The organism is Lentzea tibetensis (genome assembly GCF_007845675.1).
Taxonomy (GTDB): domain Bacteria; phylum Actinomycetota; class Actinomycetes; order Mycobacteriales; family Pseudonocardiaceae; genus Lentzea; species Lentzea tibetensis.
Genome location: NZ_VOBR01000011.1, coordinates 63,237 through 86,671 on the forward strand (window position 1 = coordinate 63,237; position 23,435 = coordinate 86,671).

The window sequence follows — 23,435 nt, forward strand, 5'->3', positions numbered from 1 at the left end:
GCTGATCAGTACGCTGAATGTGAAGCTCCTTCGCGTTTGTTCGCAAACGAAGGGACGGCGCAATGACGCGTCTGATCGTGGCACTGGCCCTGCTGCTTCCTCACGTGACCGCCGCTGCCGCCGCCGCACCGGACGGGCAGTGGTTCGACGGAGCGGAGGTGCGGGTCTCGGACGGGGTGTTCCGGGACGCGCACGGCCGTGAGGTCGTGCTCAGAGGCTTCAACGTGTCGGGCACGTCGAAGCTGGCGGAGCACAAGGGGCTTCCCTTCGCGAGCCTGGAGGAGGCCCGGTCGTCCGCGGTCGCGATGCGGAAGCTGACCGGCGCGAACGCGGTGCGGTTCCTGGTGACGTGGGCGTGGATCGAGCCGCAACCCCGGCAGATCGACCACGCGTACCTGGACCGGGTCGCCGAGCAGGTCGGCGCGTTCACCGACCAGGGCATCCGCGTGTACGTGGACTTCCACCAGGACCTGTACTCGCGGTACCTGTTCAACCCCGGCAGCTGGTACACCGGCGACGGCGCGCCCGAGTGGGTGGTGCGCGCCGGTGGCTATCCCAAGGAGTACTGCGGGATCTGCGTGCACTGGGGCCAGAACATGAAGAAGAACAAGGCGGTTCTCGACGCCACGTACGACTTCTGGCACAACCGCGAGGTCACCACGGCAGCCGGCCCGATCCGGATCCGCGACGAGTTCGTGCACGCCGCGGGCGAGGCGCTGGGGCACCTGAAGTCCGCGATGTCCGCCGAGGCGTTCCGGCTCGTGCTCGGTGCGAACCCGCTCAACGAGCCGTACGCGGGCCGCTACGACGACGGCCAGACCAGCCTCGCCTGGGAGCGCGACCTGCTGTGGCCGTTCTACCAGCACTTCCGGCAGCGGATGGACGACGTCGGCTGGGCGGACAAGGCGGCGTTCGTCGAGCCGCTGGTGTTCTGGAACCAGAACGTCGGTTTCTTCGCCGAGCCGGGCGGGTTCGACCTGGTGCCGCCGCTCGGCGACCGGTTCGTGTTCAACTCGCACTTCTACGACGGCAAGGCGCAGTCCGGTGTCCTCAAACCCGGCAAGGCGCGCGACGGCGAGTACTCGGTGGACTTCAGCCGGATCCGCGACCGCGCGGCCGCGATGGGGACGACCGGGATCGTGTCCGAGTTCGGGCACCCGGTCTCCGGGTTCACCTCCGACAAGAACACCAGTGTCCTGAAAGGGATGTACCAGGCGCTGGACTCCCGCGTGCCCGGCGCGCGGTGGTGGAGCGAGGCGGCCGCGTCCGGTCCGGTGCTCTCCGGCAGCCAGTGGCACTGGGACATCAACTACGGCCGGCACAAGGAGCTGATGAACAACAACCCGGACAAGGTGCTCACCGACGGCGACGCGATGAACGACGAGCACTTCTCGGCCGTGCGGTTGGACGGCGGGCCGGTGCTCAACGTCGACGGACGCGTGGTGGACCGGATGTTCCCGCGCGCGGTCGCTGGGAAGACGATCGCGTTCACCTACGAGGACCGGGCGCAGGACGGCAAGAACGTGTTGTCCTGGAACCAGATCCCGGCGTCCATGCCCGCGGTCAAAGCGCTCGTCGGTGCCGGTCAGTTCGGCGTGCTGGTGTGGCGGTCCAACGGTGTGGCCGCGCCGACCGAGCTGCACCTGCCCGCGTCGTTCAGCTCGCCGACGGTCGTGAGCGACGTGCCGTCGACGGTCGCTCCGGAACCGGGAACGCCCGGCGTGCAACGGCTTCTGCTGTCCACACAGGACACCGGACTGCACTTCGCGCTCGTGACCAACTCGGCGGGACCGGTGGAGGCGGCCCGCGCCGAGCTGGCCACGTGGGTGAGGACTGTTGGCTAGCCGGTGCCGCGGACGTACGCCCACGCCGTGCGGTTGACGGTGTCCTCGACGCCGCTGAAACCCTCACCGGGGCTGAACGCGTCCTCGGTGAAGTCGACGTCCGGGTCGTCCGCCGTGCCACCGACGCCGTCCGGTCCGACGCCGAACATCCGGTCCGGGTTGCCACCCGGATCCATGATGCCGTGCACGTCGCTGCGCGGGTCCTGGTGCCAGTTGCCCGCCATGTGCCCGGCCTCGTGGGAGACGATGTTGCCGACCGCGCGGCCGATGAACCCGATCCGGTCGCTCTGCGGCTTCAGATAGGTGTTCAACGACCACGGCACGCCCGCGGGCGAGCTGATCTCGTCGAGCAGGACGAGCGCGGTCTCCTCCTTGCCGAAGTTGCCCGCGTCGATGGACTCCGCGATGCCGATCGTCTGGATGCCGGACTCGAGCGTCGTGCCGCCGACGACCACGCGGCTCACGTTCGGCTGGCCCCACGGGTCGGAGTGGTCGCGGCTGTTGAGGACGCGCACCGCGAACCGCGGGTTGGTGCCCTTGGCCGCCATGTCCTTCTCGATGTTCTCCCGCACCGTCGCCACGACCGCGTCGATCACGGCGTTCTCGTCGCGGGCCGTGAGCCCCCAGTTGGCGAGGAACCTCGACAGCGGCGAGAGGTCGCGCAGGCCACCGGACGGGTCGTAGATCCGGGTGTTGACGCGGGCGCCGTCGAAGTCGAGGAAGATCGTCTGCACGGTCCCGCGCGGCGTGGTCTCGGTGCCGGGGCGGAATGCCTCGATCCTCGCCTCGTACGCGCCCTCACCGGCCTCGACGCCGACGACGTAGCGCCCGGCCTTGGGTGCCACGAAGTCCACGACGGCGTTGCCGCCGCCGGGCAACGGCGAGTCGATGGCGTAGATGGCGGTGATGTCCTGCGACGACCCCATCACCTCGCGGCCCGCCGGGTCGTACACCGCGAGCCGCGAGCCCGAACCGCTGAGCGAACCGCCGAGCACGTCGCCCGCGCGCAGGTCGACCGCGTAGTAGTCGAGGTCGCCGTGGCTCTTGCCGCTGGTGATCCGCAGGTCGTACGGCCCTTCGGTGCCGACACCCGACCCGGTGCCCGGCTTCTTCGGGTCGGCCGGAACGCGTGCGCTCCCGCCGCACCGACCTGGACGAAGAACGTCCTGCCCGGCATCAGCTGGACGGTCATCCTGGCGTCGGTGGTGCCCGGCGTGTTGTCGGCGATGCTCCAGATCGCCCCCTGGTCGTCCCACAGGATCAGGAACGTGTCGAGGTCACCGGTCGGTGTGCTCGTCTCGAACGTCACCGACGTGCCGGCGGCGCCGGTGAGCCGGTAGAAGTCGAAGTCACCGGTGCGGTCGCCTGCGCTGCCGTGCGGCCCGTCGCCGATCGTGCCGCTGGTGCGCAGCGACGGCCTGCTGCCGGGGATCCCGGTGTCGCTCGCGAGCGGGATGGCGTCGTTGGTCTCCGCGAACGCGGGCACCGTCGGGATCGTCTTGTCCGGCGCGAGGTTGCCGGTGACGGTGACCTTCTTCTGGGTGCCGAACCCGGTGATGCGTTCGGCTTTCGCGAGGGTGTCGTTGCCGCCATTGGTGCCGACCGCCTCGCGTTCGGCGTGGGTCAGCGGTGGCTTGCCCTGCTTCTGCACCCTCGCCTGGGCTTTCGCCGCGCGGTTGCGCGCGACCTGCGCCCAGTCGACGTTCCTGGGATTGCTCGGAAAGGTGAGCAGCGGGTCCGCCTGGATGAGCGGAACCCGTTCGTCGGCCACGGCCTGCCCGCTCATGAGAAGCGATGCGGCGGCGACCAGCGCCAGTAGTTTCCCCATGTGATTCCCCCGAATCTGAGACTCAGCTCAAGGAAACCGCCTTGCGGCGCGGGATTCGCAGGTTTTCGCCGGTGTTGGCCTGTTCAGGACGCGCGGTAGCGCAAACCGTCCATCAGCAGATCCAGCATTCGGCCCGCCTGCTCACGCTGTTCGGGCTCCCCGGCGGCGAACGCGATGCCGCTGAGCGACGCCAGCACGTCGACCGGGTCCGAGTCGGAGCCCGCGCTCTCCAGCAACGGGCTGAGCGCTTCGATGAGCAGGGCCTTGCTCTGCGCGTAGGGGTTCACGCCGGACGCGATGACGGCCTTGAGCGCGTCGGCCATGCCGCGCTTGGTCGTCATGTAGTCGAAGAACCGGTCCATCCACGCCCGGACGGCCTCGTCGGCGGGCAACGACGCGAGCAGCTCCGGGGCCGCGTCGCACAGCTTCGCCAGCTCGGTGCGGTAGACCGCCTCGATCAGCGCCTCGCGGGTGGGGAAGTGGCGGTACAGCGTGCCGATCCCGACACCGGCGCGCTTGGCGACGGCGTCGAGCGTCACGTCGGTGTCCCCGTGCGTGAACGCGTCGAGCGCCACCTCCAGCAGGCGGTCGCGGTTGCGTTGGGCGTCGGCACGCACAGGACTCCTTGATGTGACACAGGACACAATGAAAACGGAGGACCCTCCGCTTAGTGTGGACCGTAGCGGAGGAACCTCCGCTTCAGTGTACAGACGGGGAACATCATGACCACGGGGTTCAACGCACAATCAACGGCAGCCGAGGTCGTAGCGGGAATCGACCTGACCGGTCGCCGGGTCGTCGTCACCGGTGGCTCGTCGGGGATCGGGGTGGAGACCGCGCGGGCACTGGCGGGCGCCGGTGCGGACGTGACGCTGGCCGTCCGCGACCTCGCGGCGGGGCAGCGCACCGCCGTCGACATCACCGCCACCACCGGCAGGCCGGTCGGCGTGGCCCGGCTCGACCTGTCCGACCAGGCGTCCGTCGCGGCGTTCACGGCGAACTGGGACGGTCCGCTGCACATCCTGGTCAACAACGCCGGCGTCATGGCCACGCCGCTGACCCACACGCCCGAGGGCTGGGAGCTGCAGTTCGCGACCAACCACCTCGGCCACTTCGCACTGACCAACGGCCTGCACCGCGCGCTCGCGTCGGAAGGCGCCCGCGTCGTGTCGGTCAGCTCGGCCGGGCACCTCGGGTCGGACGTCGTCTTCGACGACATCCACTACCGGGCGCGCCCGTACAACCCGTGGGAGGCGTACGGCCAGAGCAAGACGGCGAACATCCTGTTCGCGGTCGAGGCCTCGCAGCGGTGGGCGGCCGACGGGATCACGGTCAACTCGTTGATGCCGGGCGTGATCCGGACGAACCTGACGCGCCACATCGACGAGGAGGAGCTGAACCGGCGCATCCGCGAGCGCGCCACCGCGATCGTGTGGAAGACGGTCGAGCAGGGTGCGGCGACCTCGGTGCTCGTGGCCACCTCGCCCGCGCTGGACGGCGTCGGCGGGAAGTACTTCGAGGACTGCGCGGAAGCCGGGCTCAACGTGCCCGGTGAGCGGACCGGCGTCGCGCCGTACGCGATCGACCCCGAGTCGGCCGCGCGGCTGTGGAAGGTCTCCGAGGAGATCTTGGCAGGCTAAGCGTCCACGCCGACGACGTCTCCGATGCGGCGGACTCCGTCGCGCTCCAGCAGCGCGGCGAGTCCGTCGTTGACGTCTTTCGCCACGCCGGGGCCGCGGTAGACGAGCGACGTGAACAGCTGCACGAGCGAGGCGCCGAGCCGGATCTTGCGGTAGGCGTCCTCCGCGGTGAACACGCCGCCGGACCCGATGATCGAGTATCGGCCGCGGTCCATCTTCCGGTGCAGCGCCCTGATCGTCTCGTCCGCCCGGCGCTGGGCGGGTTTGCCGGACACCGCGCCCGGCAGGTCGCTGGTGATGCCGTGCGGCTTGCCCGCCGGGAGGTTGATCGCGAAGCCGTCGACCTCGTTGGACTGCCCGACGGTCTCCAGGAACACCTCGAGCGCCCGGTCGTCGGCGAACGGGGCGACCTTCAGGAACAGCGGGCGGGTGATCGTCAGCTCGCTCAGCAGCAGCTTCAGCCTGCGCGGCTCGTGGAAGAAGCCGCGGCCGTCGCTCGTGTTGGGGCAGCTCAGGTTCAGGCACAGGTAGTCGGCGTGCTCCTGCAGCCTGCGCACCGACCGGACGTAGTCCGCGATGATCGCGTCCTCCGGATCCTCGGTGCCGCGGTTGGTATTGACGATGTTGACGCCGACCGGGACCCGCCTGCTTGCTCGCCCCAGCCGTTCCGTGACCTCGTCCGCGCCGTCGTTCGGCAGGCCGTAGTGCACGACGATCGCCTCGTGCTCGGGGAGCCGGAACAGCCTGGGCCTGGGGTTTCCGCTCGACGGGTCGGCCGAGACCGAGCCGATCTCGACGTGGCCGAAACCCAGTGCGGACAGCGTGTTCACCGCCCGGCCGCTCTTGTCGTAGCCCGCCGCCAGACCGAGCGGAGTGCGCAGCTCGAGGCCGGCCACGGTCGTTTCGAGGCTGTCGTGCGCGGACTCGTACCGGCGCGCGATCGCGTTGACGGTGTGCGTGGACGTGCCGATGCGCTCCGCGAACCGGATCGACCGGTCGTGGATCCATTCGGGGTCCGCCCGGAACAGGACCGGGCGGACCAGACGTCCGTAGGTGCTCACCGCCTCCCAGGGTAAGCGCTTTCCACCCTCAGGGCGCGATGCCGACGTCGCCTTGACGTTCCCACTTCCGCTGCTGCGCGGCCGTCAGCGCGGGCCAGTGCAGGCCACCGGGGCGCGGGTTGACCCGGCTCGCGTAGGACCCGGGGGAGTAGGCCGGGTCGAAGAAGCAGCCGGTGCCGTACTTCGCGTCGGCGGCCGGGCAGGCCGCGGCGATGCCCCGCGGCGTGGGCTTGCGGCCGGTGCGCTCCCACTGCGCGAGTGCCCGGATCGCGCTGGCGTACTCGGCGTCGCTCAGCGCGCTGTGCTCGGCCTCGGTGGTGAACGTCTGCACGAGGTTGTCCCGGCCGCGCATGCTCGCCCGGTAGGCGGCCTCGTGCTCGACGAACGCCGTGGGGTCACCGATCGCGTGCACGGTGAGGATCGGGATCCGGGCGGTGCCGGTGATGTCGCTGTCGTAGGACAGGTCCCGCCTGGCTTTCGGGTCGGCGTCGAACCGCGCGATGGTTGCGTTGAGTTTCAGGTCGTCGTGCGAACCGGAGTAGCGCACACCCTTGTTGCTGAACGGGTTCCGGTCACCGAGTCTGGTGTGGACGATGTCGCGGAACGTGAACGTCGCGAAGTTGAGATGCGACGCGAGCGCGCTCTCCGGGACCTTCGTGACACCGAGGATGTCGTCCAGGTTGCGCTGCTGCACCTCGGTGCGGACCGGCGTCTGGTAACCGGTGCACTCCTGGAGCTTCTTGCGCAGCTCGGCGCTCGTCTGCGGGTCGTGCTTGCCGCAGTAGTACTCGTAAACCGCCTTCAGGTCGACGCGGTAGTCGTAGCCGCGCGACCCGCCCGCGAGAACACCGCTGGTCAGCAGTGCGGCGTCGTAGCCGCGGTAGATCTCGACGGCCTTCGCCGCGACGTTCCCGCCCCACGACTGGCCGTGCAGGATCGTCTTGCGCGGCCTGCCGAACCGCTGCGTGAACAGCTTGCGCACGTTCTCCGTGTCCTCGGCCGCCATCCGCGTGCCGTAGCCGCCGCGCCGGTACGACGAGCCGATCCACGCGTAACCCTCGCGGACCATCACGTTCCACCGCGCGAGGTCGTCCCTGCTGCGCTCCGGTGTCGGTGCGCCGAGGTCCGGCCCGCCGTGCGCGTGCACGACGAGGGAGCGGTTCCACGCCTGCGGGACGGCGATCGTGTAGAACGCCCCGTTCGCGTCCTGGCCCTCGTAACAGGTGGTCGTGGCGGGGAGTTCGGCCGGACACGGGCTGGTGGTCGCGTCCACTGGCGCGAGGATGCTGGCTGCGAGCGCGACGGCGAGCACGGCAGGTGTCATGACCGACATCGTGTGGCCGCCGTCACGCCGCGTTCCAGATCGTCAGGCAAAACTTGGGGTTCGCCTGACCTTGGAAACCCCTTGGCGGACCACGGCGACCACTGCTACTTTTCCGGCGGCCGTGCGAGAGACCGAGGAGGTGGTACCCGTGAACGTATCGACATGGGTGCTCCCCTCAGGGGTCATGGTCGGGCGATAGGTCGTCCGGGAGCGCCGTTCAAGTGCACTCCTGAAAGGCACGACCATGCAATTCACTTCCGAACAGCGCTTCGACGACGGCGTCCTCGAACGAGAATTCACCCTCGGCGAGATCCCCGGCATCCTGTGGACGCCCGGATCCGCATCCGCACCGGCGCCGCTGATCCTGGTCGGCCACCCCGGCGGACTGCGCAACATGTACCCCCGCCTGGCGGCCAGGGCCCGGCACGCCGCGGCGGAGGGCTACGCCGCGGCCACCATCGAGCTCCCGGGGAGCGGTGACCGGCCCCGTTCCTCCGCCGCCGAGGAGGCCCGCGCCGACCTGCGCCGGGCAGTGCAGGCCGGCGAGCCGGTCGCCGACGAGATCGTCGACCGGCTCGTCCTCCCGCTGGTCGACCAGGCGGTCCCGGAATGGCAGGCCGCCCTGGACGCCCTTCTTTCGCTGCCCGAGATCGGCGGCCCGGTCGGGTACTCGGGAGGGGTGATCTCCATCGGCGTCCGGCTGGCGGTGGTCGAGCCGCGCATCTCGGCCGCCCTTCTGTTCGCCGGGAGTTTCGTGCCTCGCAGCATGTTCGAGGAGGCCCGGCAGGTCACCATTCCGCTGCAGGTCCTGCTGCAGTGGGACGACGAGGGGAACGACCGGCAGATGGCGCTGGACCTGTTCGACGCGTTTGGTTCCAAGGAGAAGACGCTGCACGCCAACATGGGTGGGCACACCGGCGTTCCGGCATTCGAAGGGGACGACGGGAATCGGTTCTTCGCCCGGCACCTGAAGTGAGGCCGGTCGGCAGCGGACGATAGGGGCTGTCGGCCACGATGCCGCTCATCGAGGATGGTCCCGGCCTTCCTCGATGAGCGGTGCCGGGCTTCGTTACCGGGCTTCGTCATCCTTGTGTCCCGCCTGCCGTTGTGGCTCGTTTCCTGCTCGCTGTGGCTTGCGGGGTTGCCGGGCTGCGCCCGGACCACGAGTGATGCCTCCTCTGTCGGCGTCACTCGTACCGGATTCTTGGGTGGCGTGGCACCGTGGTCCCGATCCGGCGGTCGGCTTTCGTTGTTTGGTTCCGCTGGCTCCGTGGTCGCCGGGCGGTGGCTCGCCTTTTCGTTCTTTTCTTTGTTTGTTAGTGGAAGCCGGGGAGGGCCGGTTCGGGTTCGCGGGTGTAGACGCGGCCGGTGGGGCTGACACATTTGAATGTGCCTGGGCTTGGCTGCGTGATTTGCCAGCCGGATTCGTGTTTGAGGCGGTGGTCGTGGGTGCAGAACATGCCGTTGTTGTGGTCCGCGGTCGGGCCCGCGGGGTAGGGGATGGTGTGGTCGACCTCGCAGCGGCTGGCCCGCGCGGTGCAGCCGATCATTCGGCAGGTCTTGTCCCGCGCCCACAGGAACCGCCGCAGATGAGCCGGGGGCCGGTAGGTGCTGGTACCCACATCGAGCAGCGCGCCGGAGGCCGGGTCGGTGAGCAACCGCCGCCACGTCGCATCCCCCGCCAACTCGCGGGCCAGGTCGGCGCTGATCGGCCCGTAGCCCTCCAACTCGCCGGGATGCTCGTCGAGACCCATCAGGGTGGTGGCCGAGACGGTGACCATCAGCTGAACCTGGACCGGGCTCGCGTTGTCCGGGGTCGCCAGAAGCAGGTCAGCGATGACGTCCGCGCGACGCTGGTTGAGCGTGCGGGTGTCACCGGGGAACTTCGCCTCCTCGGCCAGCTTGTCCACCCGCAGCCAGCTGACCATGGCCTTGTCGGCGGGCATATTGATCCACAACATCGCCATGTCGTCTTCGAGGGACCGTATCCCGGCGGCGCGGGCGGCTTTCTTCTCCGCGACGCGTTCACGCGTGCCGTCGGGGTCGACGCTCATCACGATCCGCCGCCCGCGCTGCCGCATCTGCACACTGGTCTGCTCCGGCGCCTTGATCAGCACCCGCTGCTCGACCTCGGCCGCGTGCTCGGCGGACAGCGGAAGGGTCTGCGTGTGGATGATCTGCGCCTTGTACAGGTCGATCTCACCCTTCTCCAGGGCGTCGACCGTCGCGGGCAGCCGCGACACGAGATCCCGGGAGACCATCATGCGGTCCTCGGTCCAGTTCCGGGTCCAGTGCATCATCGCCGCGATCTCGGAGGACGCGAACTCGTCCTGCCACGTCAACTCGGCGTATTCGCCCAATGCGCGAACCTGCTGAGCCTGCCAGTAGTCGATCTGTTTCTGGCAGTGCTGGATTGTGTCGAGAGCCCCCTCGATGTCCATAACAACAATATTACCGCACAATTGTTCGAACGGGCATCACTCATTAGAGTCACGTACTCATGCATAATCGTTGCGGTGGAAGGAAAGAAGAACGAAAAGGCGAGCCACCGCCCGGCGACCACGGAGCCAGCGGAACCAAACAACGAAAGCCGACCGCCGGATCGGGACCACGGTGTCAAGTCACCCAAGAATCCGGTACGAGTGACGCCGACGGAGGAGGCATCACTCGTGGTCCGGGCGCAGCCCGGCAACCCTCAGTCCAGGTCGGCGCCGCAGGTCATGTTGATGGCGGTGCCGGTGAGCGTCCGAGCCCAGTCCGACGCGGCGAAGACGGCGACGTTGCCGACGTCCTCCAGCGTGGCGGCGCGACCGAGCAGGGTCGGGTCGACGATCAACCGCTCGATCGCCTCGCGTTCGAGGAAGTCGGCGCCGAGGGTCTCGGGCACGCCGCTGGTCCGCAGCGTGACGACCCGGATGCCGTACCGGCCGAGCTCGACGGCGAGCTGGCGGCGCAGGGACTCCGCGGCGTCCAGTGCGGTCAGGAAGCCGCCGACGTGGTAGTCGCGGATCGCGCTGAGGTTGCCGGTGCCGCCGAACATCATGATCACGCCGGAGCGTCGCGGGATCATGTGCCGTGCGGCCGCCCGCGCGGTGAGGAACTTCGACGTCACAGCGGTCGTCACGGGACGGAGGTAGTCGTCCAGGGACATGCCGGCCACCGGTGTGCCCTGCACGTCGCCGTCGGCGATCACGCTGAGGGAGATGTCGATGCCGCCCGCGTCCCGCGCGACCGCGTCGGCGTGCGCGTCGACCGCCGCTTCGTCCAGTGCGTCGACCTCGGCGGTCTCGGCTCGGCCGCCTTGCGCGCGGATGTCGTCCGCGACCTTCTCCAGCGTGGTCCGGGTGCGTCCGGTGAGGTGGACGCGTGCGCCTTCGCGCGCGAAAGCACGTGCGATGGCGCCGCCGATCTGACCGCCGCCGCCGTAGATGATCGCGTTCCTGTCCTCGAGCAACATGTGCGCCTCCAACGGGTGTGACCTTGTAACCCGCGTCGGCGCCCGAACTCATCGCTGCTGGCGAGAGATCTTTTCGGGCAGCCCGAACAGGGTGAGGTCCGCTTCGAGGAACGAGACGACCTCGCTGATCCGCCCGTCGCGCGTGGTGACGACGTCCAGCCCGCCGGGCAGGAACGCGGAGCCGTCCCACAGGTAGGTGCCGAACGCGAGCTGACCGTTCGCGCGGGTGGGCAGGAAACGCCATGGGCTGGTGAGCGGGCCGCCGGTGAGGAAGCCGCGGATCGCGTCGTGGCCCGCGTACCACTCGGGCAGCGGCGGCATGGAGAACTTCGCGTCCTCGGTGAGCATGCCGACGATCGCGTCGACGTCACCGCGTTCCCACGCTGCGGCGTACCGCTCGGCGAGGTCGCCGACGTCGTCGTTCTGGGGCTGCGGTGCGGGAACGGCGGCGCGGGCGCGTTGCAGCGCGCTGTTGACCGACGCGACCGTGGTGTCCAGCAGGACGGCGACCTCGCTCGCGGGGAACTCCAGCACCTCGCGCAGGATCAGCACGGCGCGCTGCCGGGCCGGGAGGTGTTGCAGTGCGGCGACGAACGCGAGCTCGACCCGTTCCCGCGCGAGGTAGCCGGACTCGGGATCGTCCGGGAACGGTTCCAGCCACACGATTTCGGCGAGCGGCGTGGCCGGGTCGACGTCGACCGGCAGCTCCCTGCGCCGTCCGAGCGCGGTGAGGCACCGGTTGGTGGCGATCTTGTACAGCCACGGTCGCAGCGAGCCCTCGAAGTGCTCGAGGTTGCGCCACGCCCTGATCAACGTCTCCTGGAGCGCGTCCTCGGCGTCGTGGAACGAGCCGAGCATCCGGTAGCAGTGCGCCAGCAGCTCACCGCGGAACGGGTCGAACGCGCGTTCGTCCATTCCGCAACGCTAGCCGCGAAGGCGTTCTATCGTGCTGGACGTGGTCACCGCCGAAGACGTGCGCCGCGTGGCGATGTCGTTGCCGCGCACCTCCGAGCACCTGATCAGGGATCGGGTGAAGTTCCGCGTCGGCCAGATCGTCTACGTGGCCCTGTCCCAGGACGAGACGGTCATGGGCTTCGGTTTTCCCAAGGAGCAACGGGAAGCGCTCGTCGCGAGCGAGCCGCACAAGTTCGCCATGCCGAGCACGTCGGACATGAGGTTCCACTGGGTGCACGTGCGGATGGACGCCATCGACCGGGACGAGATGGAAGAGCTGGTCACGGGCGCGTGGATGATGTGCGTGCCCAAGAAGGTGATCAGGGAGCACCTGGAACGGTGATGTCCGATTCCCGCGAGAAGGGCCTTCGCGGGTTGGGCAGACTGGTTCCATGCCAGTTCGAGTGCACACCGAGATCGACAGCCCGATGGGCCCGCTGACCCTGGTCGCCGAGGACGGCGCCCTCGTGGGTCTCTACATGACCGAGCAGCGCCACCTCCCGGCGTACGAGACGTTCGGCCCGCGCTCCGAGGAGAGTTTCGAGGAGCCGTTCGGTGCCGTCACCGCGCAGCTGGGCGAGTACTTCGCGGGCACGCGCACGACGTTCGACCTGCCGCTGGAGCTGAACGGCACGCCGTTCCAGCAGACCGTGTGGAAAGCGCTGCTGGACATCCCGTACGGCGAGACCGTGTCGTACGGCGAGCTCGCCGCGTTGATCGGCAGGCCTACTGCTTCGCGCGCGGTGGGGCTCGCCAACGGCAAGAACCCGATCAGCATCATCGTGCCGTGCCACCGGGTCGTCGGCTCGACCGGCGACCTCACCGGGTACGGCGGCGGCATCGAACGCAAGCGCGGCCTGCTCGCGCACGAGCGAGGACTTCAGGTGCTCGCGATCTGAGTTACGCGTGCAATTCAACAAATTCATTGACGCGGATCGTGTGGTCCGGAATGATGAGCGCTACGTCAATCGAAGGGGTCAGCCATGGCCGGTATCTCGACTCGTGAGCCGCGGTGTGCGCACCGCGACTTCACGCTGACCATCGCAGGCTCCCCACCGTGACAGGCGTTTCGTCACGTCAGGGAGCCGCCCGTCGGGATTGCCGACCAGGGCGGCTTTCTTTTTGCGCGCGCGAAAAAGAATTAGTTCGCTCTTTGGCAACTCCAGAGTGGAACAGAACAGACATGCACGTGGTCGATGCGGCTGACTGGTGAGGCCGTCGCACTATTAATGCGGAGGACCGGGTTCAAGTCCCGGATCGACTGCCAAGGAACTGAACGTGAACAGGGTGCTGCTCGTCCCGCGCTCGGCGCAGGCCACCACACGGCTGGCGCAGGTCGCGGCGTGGCGCGGCATCGAGGTCGTGGCCGAAGCCTCGGGTGGGCTCGTCCACTACTGCGGCGGGCCGCTGCACGCCGACCGCATCGCGGCTCGGCTGGGGATCGGCCTGCTGGAACCGGCCGACTCGTGGCTGCCGTCGTTGCCGTCGTCGCTGACCCGTCGTGAAGTGCGGGCGATGACGATGGGCGACGCGCGGTCGCTGCGCGGGCCGGTGTTCGTGAAACCGCCGAGCAGCAAGAGCTTCACCGCCCGCGTCTACGACGGCGACCTGCCGTTGGAGGTGCCGGACGACACGGCCGTGCTGGTGAGCGAGGTCGTGGAGTTCGCGGCCGAGCACCGGCTCTTCCTGCTCGACGGCGCGGTGCACACGGGTTCGCGGTACGCGACGTGGGGCCGCCTCGATCCCGGACCGCTCGACCCGCGGGTGCGGGAGTTCGCGGAGGCGCTACCGGGTCTGCCGAGCGCCGTCGTCGTGGACGTCGGCGTCACCGGACCACCGGACGATCCGCGCGCGTGGCTCGCCGTGGTCGAGGCGAACATGGCGTGGTTCAGCCAGCCCTACGCGTCCGACCTCGACCGGGTGCTGGACGTGGTGCTGCGCTCGGCCGGTCCGCTCGGCGAGGTGGCCGAGCACGACCGGCGGTTCCTCCGGCCCCTCATTCCGTGAGCCGGGCGGCCACCCTGGTCGGCGACGGCATCGCGGCGATCTCCGCGCTGACCTCCTTCGCCGACCTGGCGAGCCCGGTGTCGCGGATCAGCCGGGTCAGCAGCTCGGGCGTGATCTCCGACGGCGTCGCGGACAGGCCCGCACCGCGCGCGGTGACCAACGAGGCGTGCCGGGTGCGGTCGCCGACGCCGGGTTCGATCAGCTGCGGGATGCCCGCGGCGAGCGCGCTCAGCGTCGTGCCCGCTCCGCCGTGGTGCACGACCGCGGCGCAGCGCGGCAGGACCGCGGTGAGCGGCACCCAGTCGACGGCGCGGACGTTGTCCGGCAACGCTTCCCCGGACTTGGGGCGCACGACCACGAACTCGGCGTCGACCTGGCCCGCCGCCGCGGCGACGGCGGTCATCATCTTCGCGCCGCCCGGCCCGGACACGGTGCTGCGGCTGACCAGGATCCGCGGCCGCGGCGACGGGGTGCTCAGCCAGTCCGGCACCGGGCCTTCGCCGCTGTACGGGACGAACCGCAGCGGCGAGCCGCCGCTGAAGTCCGCGACGCTCGCCGGCGACGTGCGCAGGACGGCGTGCGGCTTCGCGATCGGTTCGCGCATCCGCGCGGCCACCGCGGACGTCAGCTCGACGCCGTCGAAGAGCGAGATGTCGTGCACCACGGCCGGAATCCCGTGCCGCTCCGCGATCACAGCGGCGGCCGCGGCCAGCGGTTCGTGCACGATCATGTCCGGTGACCAGCGGGTGACCAGGCGGGACAGGCCTTTGATCATGCGCTTGCCGACGGCGCCGAAGAGGTGCGACACGAAGCGCAGGTCGCCTGCGCCGTCGACTTCGGACTTGGCGGCGAGCGGGTGGGCGAGCATGGTGCGCAGAGCGAGGCGGCCCATGTGGGTGTCCGATATGACGGTCTCGACGTCGACACCGGACTCGTGGACCTTCAGCGCGTCACCGCCGGTCGCCACAACCACGTCGTGACCTGCCTTGCGCAGCGCGAGCGCCAGCGGCATCAGCGGGAACACGTGCCCGAGCAGTGGTGCCGAGACGACCAAGATCCGCATGTCGCATCCCCCTTGCGACACACGGTAGTCCGGTCACTGGCCGAAGAGGGACCTCAGCGCGCTGTCGATGTCGAGGAAGTCGGACTCGCGGCCGGGCGGCACGACGTCGTAGGTGCTGTTGAGGAACGCCTGGAGCCCGCCGACCGGGACGTGGAACACGGCGTGGTCCTCGTCGGAGTACAGCTCGAGGATCGCCATCCGAGCGGTGAACGGGCGGAGCCGGACGTCGCCGTCGCCGCTGCCGTGCACCATGCCGTTGGCGAGCAGGTCGCGGCTCATCAGCCAGGTGGTGGCGTTGTCGCCCATCCGGAACGTCATGGCGACCGCGTGGGGATCGTCGGCCCGGTAGCCGAGCTCGACCGAGACCGGGGCGGGACGACCGTCCGGTCCGATGAACTCGAAGACGGTGTCGATGCCGACTCGCGTCACGTTGGCCATTCGCCGTTCCCCGTCCCGTCGCTCTGCCATACCTCAACAGACGCACGGATGTGGGCGCAGATACGTTCAACCGAGTTCGAGAGATTGTGCGAACCTGAAGAAGTTCTCCGGGTCGTAGGCGGCCTTCACGGCGGTGAGACGATCGAGGTTCGTCGAGTAGTAGCTGGTCAGCGCGTTGTCGAGCGCCGGGTCGGGGAAGTTGGCGTAGCTGCGGCCCGTCCCGTGCGGGTGTGTCAATTGCCAGCTGCGCGCGAGCCAGTCCAGCGCCTCGTGGCCGCGCCGGGCGGCACCGACCGGGCCGACGAGCACCGTGTGCTTGACCAGGTACGCGGCGTCGCGGTGCGCGAACGCCGTCGCGCCGGACGGAACGCGGCCGTACGCGCCGCCCCACGGCGTGAACGCCACCTCGCGCAGCTCGCCGTGGACGCGGCCCGCGGTGAAGTGCGCCAGGAGCGCGTCGATCGCGTCGTCCGGCAGCGGGTCGTCGAAGAACTCGGTCTTCGACGTGCACATGCCGGGCCGGTCCGTGGTGAGCGGGATGGCGATCGGGTCCAGCGAGACCGCCGAGTACGGCGTCGGGTGCAGCTGGGCGGCGCCTGCCCGGGAGACGCGGGCGGTCTCGACGAGGTCGGGCGGGATGTCGAGGAACCCGGTGTGCTCGTCGTCCTGGACCGCGCCGATGATCACGACCTGCTGCGGGTCGTCCGGGTGGTCGGGGCTGAGCAGGATCAGCTCGAGTGACACGTCGTCGGGCTGCGGCCAGCGTTGCCACCGGCGGATCAGCTCGGGTGCGTGGGCGATCGGCCAGGCGAGCCGGACGTGCGTGCGCGCCGGTGATGAGACGGTGCGGAACACCGCCTTCGTGACGACGCCGAAGTTGCCGCCACCCGCGCCGCGCAACGCCCAGAACAGGTCGGGCTCGTGGTCGGCGTCCGCGGTGATGACCCGGCCGTCGGCGAGGACGATCTCGACGGACTCGAGGTGGTCGCAGGTCAGGCCGTGCTGCCTGCCGTGGCTGCCGAACCCGCCGCCGAGCGCCGCGCCGACCAGCCCGACGGACGGGCACGAGCCGGACGGCACGAGTCGCTCGTGCGGGGCCAGGTGCTGGGCCACCTGGCCGACGCGGACGCCGGCGCCGACCGTGACGCGCGTGCCGTCGAAGGTGATCTCGTCGGCGGGGGAGAGGTCGAGCACCAGGCCGCTGCTGCTGGAGTGGCAGGCGTTGCTGTGCCCGCCGCCTCGGATGGCGAACTCCCAGCCTTCGTGGCGCGCCAGTTCGAGTGCTTCCCTGACGTCGTCGGCGTTCTTGCAGCGCGCGATGGCCTGGGGCAGCACCTCTTGTGGGCGTCCGATGAACTGGCTGCGGGACAGGGCGTACCGGTCGTCGTCGGGGAACACGAGGTCAGGCATCGGCGTACATCCGGGCCTGGAGGTCGTGCAGCTCCGCGTACCGGCCGCCGAGCGCGATGAGCTCGTCGTGGGTGCCCTGCTCAGCGAGCTCGCCCTCGTGCAGCAGGTAGATGCGGTCCGCGTGCCGGACGCTCGCGAGCCGGTGGGTGATCAGCACGACGGTGCGGTCCTCGGCGAGCGTGCGCAGCGACTCGTAGACCGCGGCCTCGGCCTTGGCGTCGAGCGGCGCGGTCGGCTCGTCCCAGATCAGCAGCGGCGCGTCCCGGTAGAGGCCGCGGGCGACGGCCAGCCGCTGCCACTGCCCGCCGGACAGCTCGAGTCCACCGCGGAACTGCTTGGACAGCAGCGTTTCCCAGCTCTTCGGCAACCGGTCGACGACCTCGTCCGCACCCGACTGGACGGCGGCGGAGCTCAGCGCGAGGTCGCCGTGGTCGACCCGGTCGTGCCTGCCGACGCGGACGTTGGCGCGCGCGGTGTGCGGCCAGCGGATCGGGTCCTGCAGCACCATCATCACGCGGTCGCGGATCGCGGCCGGGTCGTCGGTGCCACCCCAGCGGATGCTGCCGTGCGTCGGCCGGTAGAGCCCGGCGATCAGCTTGGCGAGCGTGGTCTTGCCGGAGCCGTTCTCGCCGACCAGCGCGATCGTCTGACCGGGTTCGACGGTGAGGGTGACGTCGCGCAGCGCCGGCTGCGCGCTCTCCGGGTACGTGAAGCCGACGTGCTGGAGCTGGACCCTCTTCGGATCAGCTGACGTCGTCGTGGAGGCTCGCGGTTCGCCTGCCGCGTCGAGGAACGCCAGGTAGTCGCCGACGTACATGCCCTGTTCCACGAGCTGGTTCGAGGCGAGCACGAGCCGGTTGAGCGCGGTGGTCGTGGCGCGGATCGCGATGACCGCGGTGCCCGCGATGGCCAGCTCGACCCACCCGGCGTGCACGAGCAGGCCGAGGACGACGTAGGTGATCGCGAGCCCGCCGCCGGCCAGCGCGCGGCCGATGCCGCGCACCCGCGCCTGCGCGACGCCGCGCCGGATGTCCTCGTCCCGCAACGGGTCCGCGACGATCCGGTACTCGCGCAGCACGAACGGCTCCGCCTGGCAGGCCCGGATCTCGGCGGCCGGTTCGCGTTCCGTGGCCAGCTCGGCGACCATCTGCACGCGCCGGTCCAGCGTGACCGCGCGGGCCATGCTGGCGTACGCGAGGAGCGCCGAGCGTTGCACCGCCCAGCCGTCGGGGAGCACGGCCAGCAGCAGCACCGGCAGCAGGATCGGGTGCAGCACGGCCAGGCTGCTGGCGGCCGCGAGGATGCCGAGCACCGAGCCGATCAGCTCCACCAGGTTGTCGGTCGAGCGTTCCAGGTAGAAGAGGCCGCGGTCGCGGGCCCGGTGCATCTTGTCGTAGAAGCCCGCGTCGTCGAACGCCGACAGTTCGACTTCGAGGCTGGCGGTGTAGAGGCGTTCCTCGGCGAGCCTGCGGACGGCCGGGGTGATGCGGGCGTGGGCGTGCGCGACCCCGATGTCCATCGCGCCGCGGAGACCGTACGCCGCCGCCACCAGCAGCAAAGCGGGGAGTGCCGCCACCACGCGGTCCGCGGTGGGGCCGCCCGCGAGCAGTTCGGTGAGCACGCCCGTTGTCGCGAACAGCCCGAACGCCGCGCACAGGCCGGACGTCACCTGGAGCACGGCGACCGCCGCGGCGGAGCGGGGTGCGGCCTGCCAGATCATCTTCACGACCGGGCTGGTGACCTTGGGCAGCGTGCGGATCACCCGGCGCGGGACGTTCTTGCCCGCCGCCTCGTCGATCTGCCAGTACGGGACGTTGAGGGCGTCGTCGCGCGGGTCGGGATCTCCGGTCACCGGGTCGCCCTTCGGTCGGTGGGTGGTAGCGCGCCGTCGTGCGCACGGTGGGGGGCCACGACGGCGCGCTACCGCGGAAGGCCGCCCATCAAGGTCGGCCTGGCCCGGCGCTGTCGGGGACTGGCGCGCGCGAGCCGACGTTGTGGGCAACCGGGTCGTGGGCAACCGGATTGGGTGAGCTGGGCCTGTGGACAACTGCCTCCGCGGGCCCGGATTTGTCGGTGCTGCCTGGCAGACTTGAAATCAGGGGGACCCCCTTCGGGCGGGGACCCTTTTCGAGAGGTGCGCTGAGGTCGTTCAGAGGTGCGCCGAGGTTGCCAGGGCTGTGGCCAATCGGATTGGTGGCGTCAGACCTGTGGACAACTGCCTCCGCGGGCCCGGATTTGTCGGTGCCGCCTGGCAGACTTGAAGACAGGGGGACCCCCTTCGGGCGGGGACCCCGTTCAAGAGGTGCGCCGAGGTCGCCGAGCAGCAGCGCGGACGGCAGGTCGCACTCCGGGTGCATGCGCAGCAGCTGGTAGGCCACGCCCCCGGACCCGGACATCAGGCTCGGCGAGTACACCTCGCGCGCCAGCCCGGTGGTCGTGCCGTGCGTCTCGAGGCTCCCGATCAGCCGCGCGTCGAGCGAGGTGCGGTCGTGCCCAGCGGCGGCGAGCAGTTCCCACGTGCCCGCGTCGCCGTGGCACAGCGTGTGCGTCCACCCGAAGCCGTCGCGGGAAGCGGCAGCAGCAGCTCGCTCAAGCAGGGACGCGTACCCGCCCTCGGGCGAGCGGGCCTGCAGGTCTGCCGCCGCGAGACCGACGCCGACCGCGCCGTGACACCACGCGGCGACGAGCGAGCTGGGTTCGCGCGGGTCGCGCCAACCGGCGCGATCCGTGTCGTACCAGGTCTCCTCGTACGCGAACGCGGCCGAGACCAGCGGGGCGAAACGCGGGTCGCCGGTCGCGAGCGTCAGCCGGGCCAGCGCCCAGCCGATGCCGGTCGAGCCGTGCGCGAAGCCGCCGATGCCCGCTGGCCAGTTCGGCACGCCCCAGCACACCTGACCCTTCGCCGGGTACAGCGCGGTGTCGGCGAGCTGCACGCCCACCTGCAGCGCGAGCGACGTCCACTCCGGCGAACCGGTGCGGGAGGCCAGCATCAGCAGCGGCACGATCGCGCCCGCTGTACCGACCACGAGGTCGGGGCCCTCGCTCGCGTCGATGGCCGCGGGCATCTGCTCGGCCAGGAACACCGCGTCGTCGACCGCCGGGTGACCGAGCCGGTCGAGCGTCAGCCAGCACCAGATCTGCGAGCCCAGGCCGATGTAGCCGCCGGTCGGGTCGGGACGGCGCTTGGTGTGCGTCGCCTGTTCCGCCCACCACCGCTGGGTCAGCCGGGCCGTGCGCAGCGTGCCGTCCAGCACCTCGTCGACACCGGGCACCGGGTCGGCGCGACCGGCGAGCACCTCGCGCTGGTAGCCGGCCAGCAGCACGGCGACGCCGAGCGTTCCGCCGTACAGGTCGGGGGTCAGCGGGGTCGTCTGCCAGCCGGAGCGGTCGAGGATCGGGGCGAACCACGTCGCCGTGCCGTCGTCGCCCCGCACCGCCTCGGCGACCACCTCGCGCACGAGGTCCGCGGCCAAAGAACGGCGGCGACCGTCCAGATCGGACGTGTTCAGGTCCGGAGTGGACATCCGGTGCAGGTCGGGTTCCGCGCCCTGGTTGAGGTACGCGCTCACGAGTGCGGCGTGCGTGACGCGGCGTTCGAGGTCGAGGTCCGCGGTGCGCCAGCGTTCCAGCGACAGCGCGACCTGGTCCTGACGCGGCCCGCACACCGTGCCCGCGGGCGTGTGGAGCCAGCCCTCGGCCGGGGTCGTGGTGAACACGGGGATGTCGCCGGTCAGCAGCTCGGCCACCTCGGCGGCGTGCACGGCCGACTCGGCAGGGCCCCTGGTGTTCATGGAATGCCTGGCGAGCAACGACTGCGCCTTCCGCACGGCCGCGTCCTGGTCGTGCAGCCCGGCCGGGTGCCACAGCATGCGCGCGAGCTCGGTGTAGGCCTCGGAGTCGCGCACGACGACGCGCACCACGCAGTCCGCGAACCCGGCGAGCAGCGAGTCGAGGCCTTCGAAAGCGTTGATCTGCAAGGCCATCTCGTCGAACCCGGCGACGACCTGGCCCCAGTGCTTCGCGAGCTGAGGCTGCGGTGACGGCAGGTTCAGCGTCGGCCGGAGCTGTTGCGGGACAACGGCGATGTGCGCCTCGTCGGTGCCCGCGCCGACCAGCTCGGGCAGTCCGATGTCCGGTTGCTGGTCGGGCAGGCCGCCCATCGCGGACCCGTCGACGCCGCGCCAGCCGAGTCCCGCGCCGCGGCCCGGCAGCAGGCCGGTGCGCAGGACGGTGCCGTTGAGCTGCTCGGCGACGACGTCCGTCGCGTCACCGGCGCCCGTCGGCGGGTGCGGTGGCCGGGGCGTGAAGACGCTTTCGCAGTCGACGACGACCGGGACGGGGCCGCAGGCGATGATGTTCTCCGCGTGCAGGTCCGTTCCCGAGACCAGGCGCATCACCGCGAGCCAGTGCCCGAGGTGGCGGTAGAACGCGGTCAGCTCCTCGTCGTTCGCGCAGTAGCGGTGCTCGACGTGCTCCGCCCAGCCGTAGGAGTCCATGACCAGCGCCCGCGGCACGCGGATCTTCGTGTCCAGCGCGGCGAGCAGCCGGGCGAGCTGAGCGTCGACCTGCATCGGCCGAGGCTTGTAGACGACGTCGCCGCCCGCGCAGCGCAGCATCGTGACGGTGTGGCCGCCGCGGTGGCTGTCACCCGCGCCGAACTCGACCGCGCGCAGCTCGCCGAGCGGGTTGCCGACGAACTCGGTCAGCGCGGTCCGGTCGGACGCGAACCGGCGGGCGAGCGTGAGCGCCGCCGCGCACCGGTTGTCCACCACGGTTTCCAGCCGCGCGACGAGCGTGGGGTAGTGCTGGGAAAGCCCTTCCCAGAAAGAAGGTGACGAGGCGATGCCGATGAACTCGGCCCAGCGCCCCGCCGGGTCCGGTGCCTTCAGCTGCCCGGTGATGCGGGCGGCGTTGAGCTCCAGCACGAGCACGCGGTTCACCTTGCGGCGCACCACGTCGTGCACGGCGTGCCGGGTGGCACCGACGAGCACCGCTGCTTCGGGGGCGACGAGATCGGTGATCTCGGCCAGTTGGGCGGCCAGCCGGTCCAACGCGGGACCGATCAGCCATTCCAGTGTGCGGTCGAGCTCCCCGACCTCGTCGCTGATCATCGCCGAGCCGTCAGCAGCAGTAGACGGGGCGGGACGCGGTGCACGCCGAACAACGGCTCCCCGGAGGGTTGCACGCCACGATGTCACCCTCGGCGAACTCGCCGCTGGCGAACATCGGACCGGCCGGGTTCATCATGTCGCCGAAGTCCAGCCCGGACCTCCAGCCAGCCACGATCTCCTCGGCCTTGAGCAGTGTTGCAGTGGTCATTGAAAAGCTCCCTTCCTCAATGAGAATCCGAACACTAAGAACGCCGCGCACACGCTGGTGCATACGACTATCGACTGGTCTGACTGCGCCGAACCATCTCGTGCAACTCGGTCGTCGCGGCACACGGCCCGACACCCAGTTCTGTGTCCAGCACAAGGGAAAGCCGCCGGTAGGCGTCGAGGACCTCGGTGCGGCGGCCGTCCGCCCAGAGCGCCAGCAGCAGCTGGTGCCACAGCCGTTCGCGCAACGGGTACTCGACCACCAGCCCCTTCAGCTGCGGCACCAGGTCGTGGTGCTGCCCGAGGAGCAGCCGGACGTCGACCAGCTCCTCGATCGCGGACATCCGCATGTCCTCCAGCACCACGGCCTCGGCCTGCACGACGGCAGGCACGGCGACGCCCTCCAGCACGTCACCACGCCACAGTTCGACCGCCGTGGACAGGCACCGCGCCGCCTCCGCGTCGGCTCCGGCGGCGCGGTGCCCACGCCCTTGTTCGACGAGGTGCTTGAACCGCAACGCGTCCACGTCCGCGGGGGACGCGACCAGCTCGTAGCCCTCGCTCGCCGTCCTGATGCTCGGGTTCGGCCCCAGCAGCCTGCGCAGCTCGGTGATGTGCGACCGCAGGTTCGCCGCCGCCGAAGCGGGCGGATGACCCGACCAGAGGCCGTCGATCAGCCAGTCCAGCGACAGCATCCGGTTGGGCCGCAACGCGAACACACCGAGCAGCACCCGCGCCATCCGGCGCGCCGGACGCAGCATCGCCTCGTCCGATCTGACCACCGGACGGCCCAGCACCAAGACCGCCATATCCCCCTCCACCGGCGCCCAACCCCTAGCGCCGCACAGCACAGGTCTATCGGGTCGGCACCACACCGCCGCCACACTGACCGATGCCTCTGGAGGCAACCCTGACTCTGCAACGAGCCCTATTACTTCAGTGAAGACTGAACCAAGTCGCGAACGGTGGTCCCGAAAGCGGCACCTGACGTGTCAAGACGAGGCCAGGAACGAAAGGGCGTCCCGGCAGCGAGGTCAGGGGGGGTGGGGGGGGGGGGGGGAGTCGGGGGGCCGGAGGCGCCACGGGAAAGC

Annotated in this window: 21 protein-coding genes and 1 tRNA gene; 7 read left to right on the forward strand and 15 right to left on the reverse strand. The window is 70.2% G+C overall.

Annotation, left to right across the window (positions count from 1 at the left end):
• The first annotated feature begins 62 nt into the window (after positions 1-62).
• A complete protein-coding gene (locus FKR81_RS18665; RefSeq protein WP_146353359.1) occupies positions 63-1,844 on the forward strand; it encodes a cellulase family glycosylhydrolase in 1,782 nt (593 codons plus the stop codon).
• On the opposite strand, the gene FKR81_RS18670 is transcribed toward FKR81_RS18665, so the two are convergent.
• The 3 genes from FKR81_RS18670 to FKR81_RS18680 form a co-directional block, all read right to left on the reverse strand.
• The gene (locus FKR81_RS18670; protein ID WP_146353360.1) at positions 1,841-2,839 is read right to left on the reverse strand and encodes a hypothetical protein; all 999 of its coding nucleotides are present in this window, start codon (positions 2,837-2,839) and stop codon (positions 1,841-1,843) included. The genes FKR81_RS18665 and FKR81_RS18670 overlap by 4 nt on opposite strands.
• On the reverse strand, positions 2,770-3,672 hold the full coding sequence (locus tag FKR81_RS18675) for a PPC domain-containing protein (protein WP_146353361.1): 903 nt from the start codon (positions 3,670-3,672) through the stop codon (positions 2,770-2,772). Before FKR81_RS18675 ends, FKR81_RS18670 begins: the two co-directional genes overlap by 70 nt.
• An 83-nt stretch (positions 3,673-3,755) precedes the next feature.
• Entirely contained in the window at positions 3,756-4,289 is a 534-nt protein-coding gene (locus FKR81_RS18680; RefSeq protein ID WP_235921633.1) for a TetR/AcrR family transcriptional regulator, read from the reverse strand.
• A 105-nt stretch (positions 4,290-4,394) separates the two neighbouring features.
• Here FKR81_RS18680 and FKR81_RS18685 point away from each other — a divergent pair, with 105 nt between their 5' ends.
• Positions 4,395-5,312, forward strand: a complete 918-nt coding sequence (locus FKR81_RS18685) for an SDR family NAD(P)-dependent oxidoreductase (protein ID WP_146353363.1) — start codon at positions 4,395-4,397, stop codon at positions 5,310-5,312.
• Here FKR81_RS18685 and FKR81_RS18690 read toward each other — a convergent pair.
• Positions 5,309-6,373 carry a quinone-dependent dihydroorotate dehydrogenase gene (locus FKR81_RS18690; RefSeq protein WP_146353364.1) on the reverse strand — a complete coding sequence of 355 codons (1,065 nt, stop codon included), beginning with the start codon at positions 6,371-6,373 and terminating at the stop codon, positions 5,309-5,311. The two genes, FKR81_RS18685 and FKR81_RS18690, sit on opposite strands and share 4 nt — an antisense overlap.
• Before the next feature lie 28 nt (positions 6,374-6,401).
• The gene (locus tag FKR81_RS18695) at positions 6,402-7,697 is read right to left on the reverse strand and encodes an alpha/beta hydrolase family protein (RefSeq protein WP_222598320.1); all 1,296 of its coding nucleotides are present in this window, start codon (positions 7,695-7,697) and stop codon (positions 6,402-6,404) included.
• A 244-nt stretch (positions 7,698-7,941) separates the two neighbouring features.
• On the opposite strand from FKR81_RS18695, the gene FKR81_RS18705 reads away from it, so the two are divergent.
• Complete coding sequence (locus FKR81_RS18705) at positions 7,942-8,673, forward strand: alpha/beta hydrolase (RefSeq protein WP_146353366.1); 732 nt, start codon at positions 7,942-7,944, stop codon at positions 8,671-8,673.
• A 340-nt stretch (positions 8,674-9,013) separates the two neighbouring features.
• Here FKR81_RS18705 and FKR81_RS18710 read toward each other — a convergent pair whose 3' ends face one another.
• The 3 genes from FKR81_RS18710 to FKR81_RS18720 form a co-directional block, all read right to left on the reverse strand.
• Positions 9,014-10,138: an HNH endonuclease signature motif containing protein gene (locus FKR81_RS18710; RefSeq protein ID WP_146353367.1), complete on the reverse strand. Its 1,125-nt coding sequence runs from the start codon at positions 10,136-10,138 to the stop codon at positions 9,014-9,016.
• Positions 10,139-10,392: 254 nt separating this feature from the next.
• Positions 10,393-11,154, reverse strand: coding sequence for an SDR family NAD(P)-dependent oxidoreductase (locus tag FKR81_RS18715; protein ID WP_146353368.1), 762 nt, complete (start codon positions 11,152-11,154; stop codon positions 10,393-10,395).
• A gap of 48 nt (positions 11,155-11,202) precedes the next feature.
• Positions 11,203-12,069, reverse strand: a complete 867-nt coding sequence (locus FKR81_RS18720) for a sigma-70 family RNA polymerase sigma factor (RefSeq protein ID WP_146353369.1) — start codon at positions 12,067-12,069, stop codon at positions 11,203-11,205.
• A 40-nt stretch (positions 12,070-12,109) separates the two neighbouring features.
• On the opposite strand from FKR81_RS18720, the gene FKR81_RS18725 reads away from it, so the two are divergent.
• The 4 genes from FKR81_RS18725 to FKR81_RS18740 all read left to right on the forward strand — a co-directional run bounded on the left by FKR81_RS18725 (position 12,110) and on the right by FKR81_RS18740 (position 14,115).
• A complete protein-coding gene (locus FKR81_RS18725; protein WP_146353370.1) occupies positions 12,110-12,451 on the forward strand; it encodes an MmcQ/YjbR family DNA-binding protein in 342 nt (113 codons plus the stop codon).
• Between the two features lie 49 nt (positions 12,452-12,500).
• Entirely contained in the window at positions 12,501-13,007 is a 507-nt protein-coding gene (locus FKR81_RS18730; RefSeq protein WP_146353371.1) for a methylated-DNA--[protein]-cysteine S-methyltransferase, read from the forward strand.
• A 292-nt stretch (positions 13,008-13,299) separates the two neighbouring features.
• Positions 13,300-13,375, forward strand: a tRNA-Asn gene (locus FKR81_RS18735).
• 11 nt (positions 13,376-13,386) lie between these two features.
• The gene (locus tag FKR81_RS18740; protein WP_222598321.1) at positions 13,387-14,115 is read left to right on the forward strand and encodes an ATP-grasp domain-containing protein; all 729 of its coding nucleotides are present in this window, start codon (positions 13,387-13,389) and stop codon (positions 14,113-14,115) included.
• Here the strand turns inward: FKR81_RS18740 and FKR81_RS18745 are convergent.
• The 7 genes from FKR81_RS18745 to FKR81_RS18775 form a co-directional block, all read right to left on the reverse strand.
• On the reverse strand, positions 14,105-15,178 hold the full coding sequence (locus FKR81_RS18745; protein ID WP_146353372.1) for a glycosyltransferase: 1,074 nt from the start codon (positions 15,176-15,178) through the stop codon (positions 14,105-14,107). The genes FKR81_RS18740 and FKR81_RS18745 overlap by 11 nt on opposite strands.
• Positions 15,179-15,211: 33 nt before the next feature.
• Entirely contained in the window at positions 15,212-15,616 is a 405-nt protein-coding gene (locus FKR81_RS18750) for an SsgA family sporulation/cell division regulator (RefSeq protein ID WP_186763044.1), read from the reverse strand.
• A gap of 66 nt (positions 15,617-15,682) precedes the next feature.
• The gene (locus FKR81_RS18755) at positions 15,683-17,026 is read right to left on the reverse strand and encodes an FAD-binding oxidoreductase (RefSeq protein ID WP_146353374.1); all 1,344 of its coding nucleotides are present in this window, start codon (positions 17,024-17,026) and stop codon (positions 15,683-15,685) included.
• Positions 17,019-18,878, reverse strand: coding sequence for an ABC transporter ATP-binding protein (locus tag FKR81_RS18760; protein ID WP_146353375.1), 1,860 nt, complete (start codon positions 18,876-18,878; stop codon positions 17,019-17,021). The genes FKR81_RS18755 and FKR81_RS18760 overlap by 8 nt, the downstream gene beginning before the upstream one ends.
• Before the next feature lie 88 nt (positions 18,879-18,966).
• Positions 18,967-22,137: a type 2 lanthipeptide synthetase LanM family protein gene (locus FKR81_RS18765; RefSeq protein WP_146353376.1), complete on the reverse strand. Its 3,171-nt coding sequence runs from the start codon at positions 22,135-22,137 to the stop codon at positions 18,967-18,969.
• A 10-nt stretch (positions 22,138-22,147) separates the two neighbouring features.
• A complete protein-coding gene (locus FKR81_RS18770) occupies positions 22,148-22,345 on the reverse strand; it encodes a DUF6229 family protein (protein ID WP_146353377.1) in 198 nt (65 codons plus the stop codon).
• 67 nt (positions 22,346-22,412) lie between these two features.
• Entirely contained in the window at positions 22,413-23,153 is a 741-nt protein-coding gene (locus FKR81_RS18775; protein WP_146353378.1) for an AfsR/SARP family transcriptional regulator, read from the reverse strand.
• Positions 23,154-23,435: the final 282 nt, after the last annotated feature.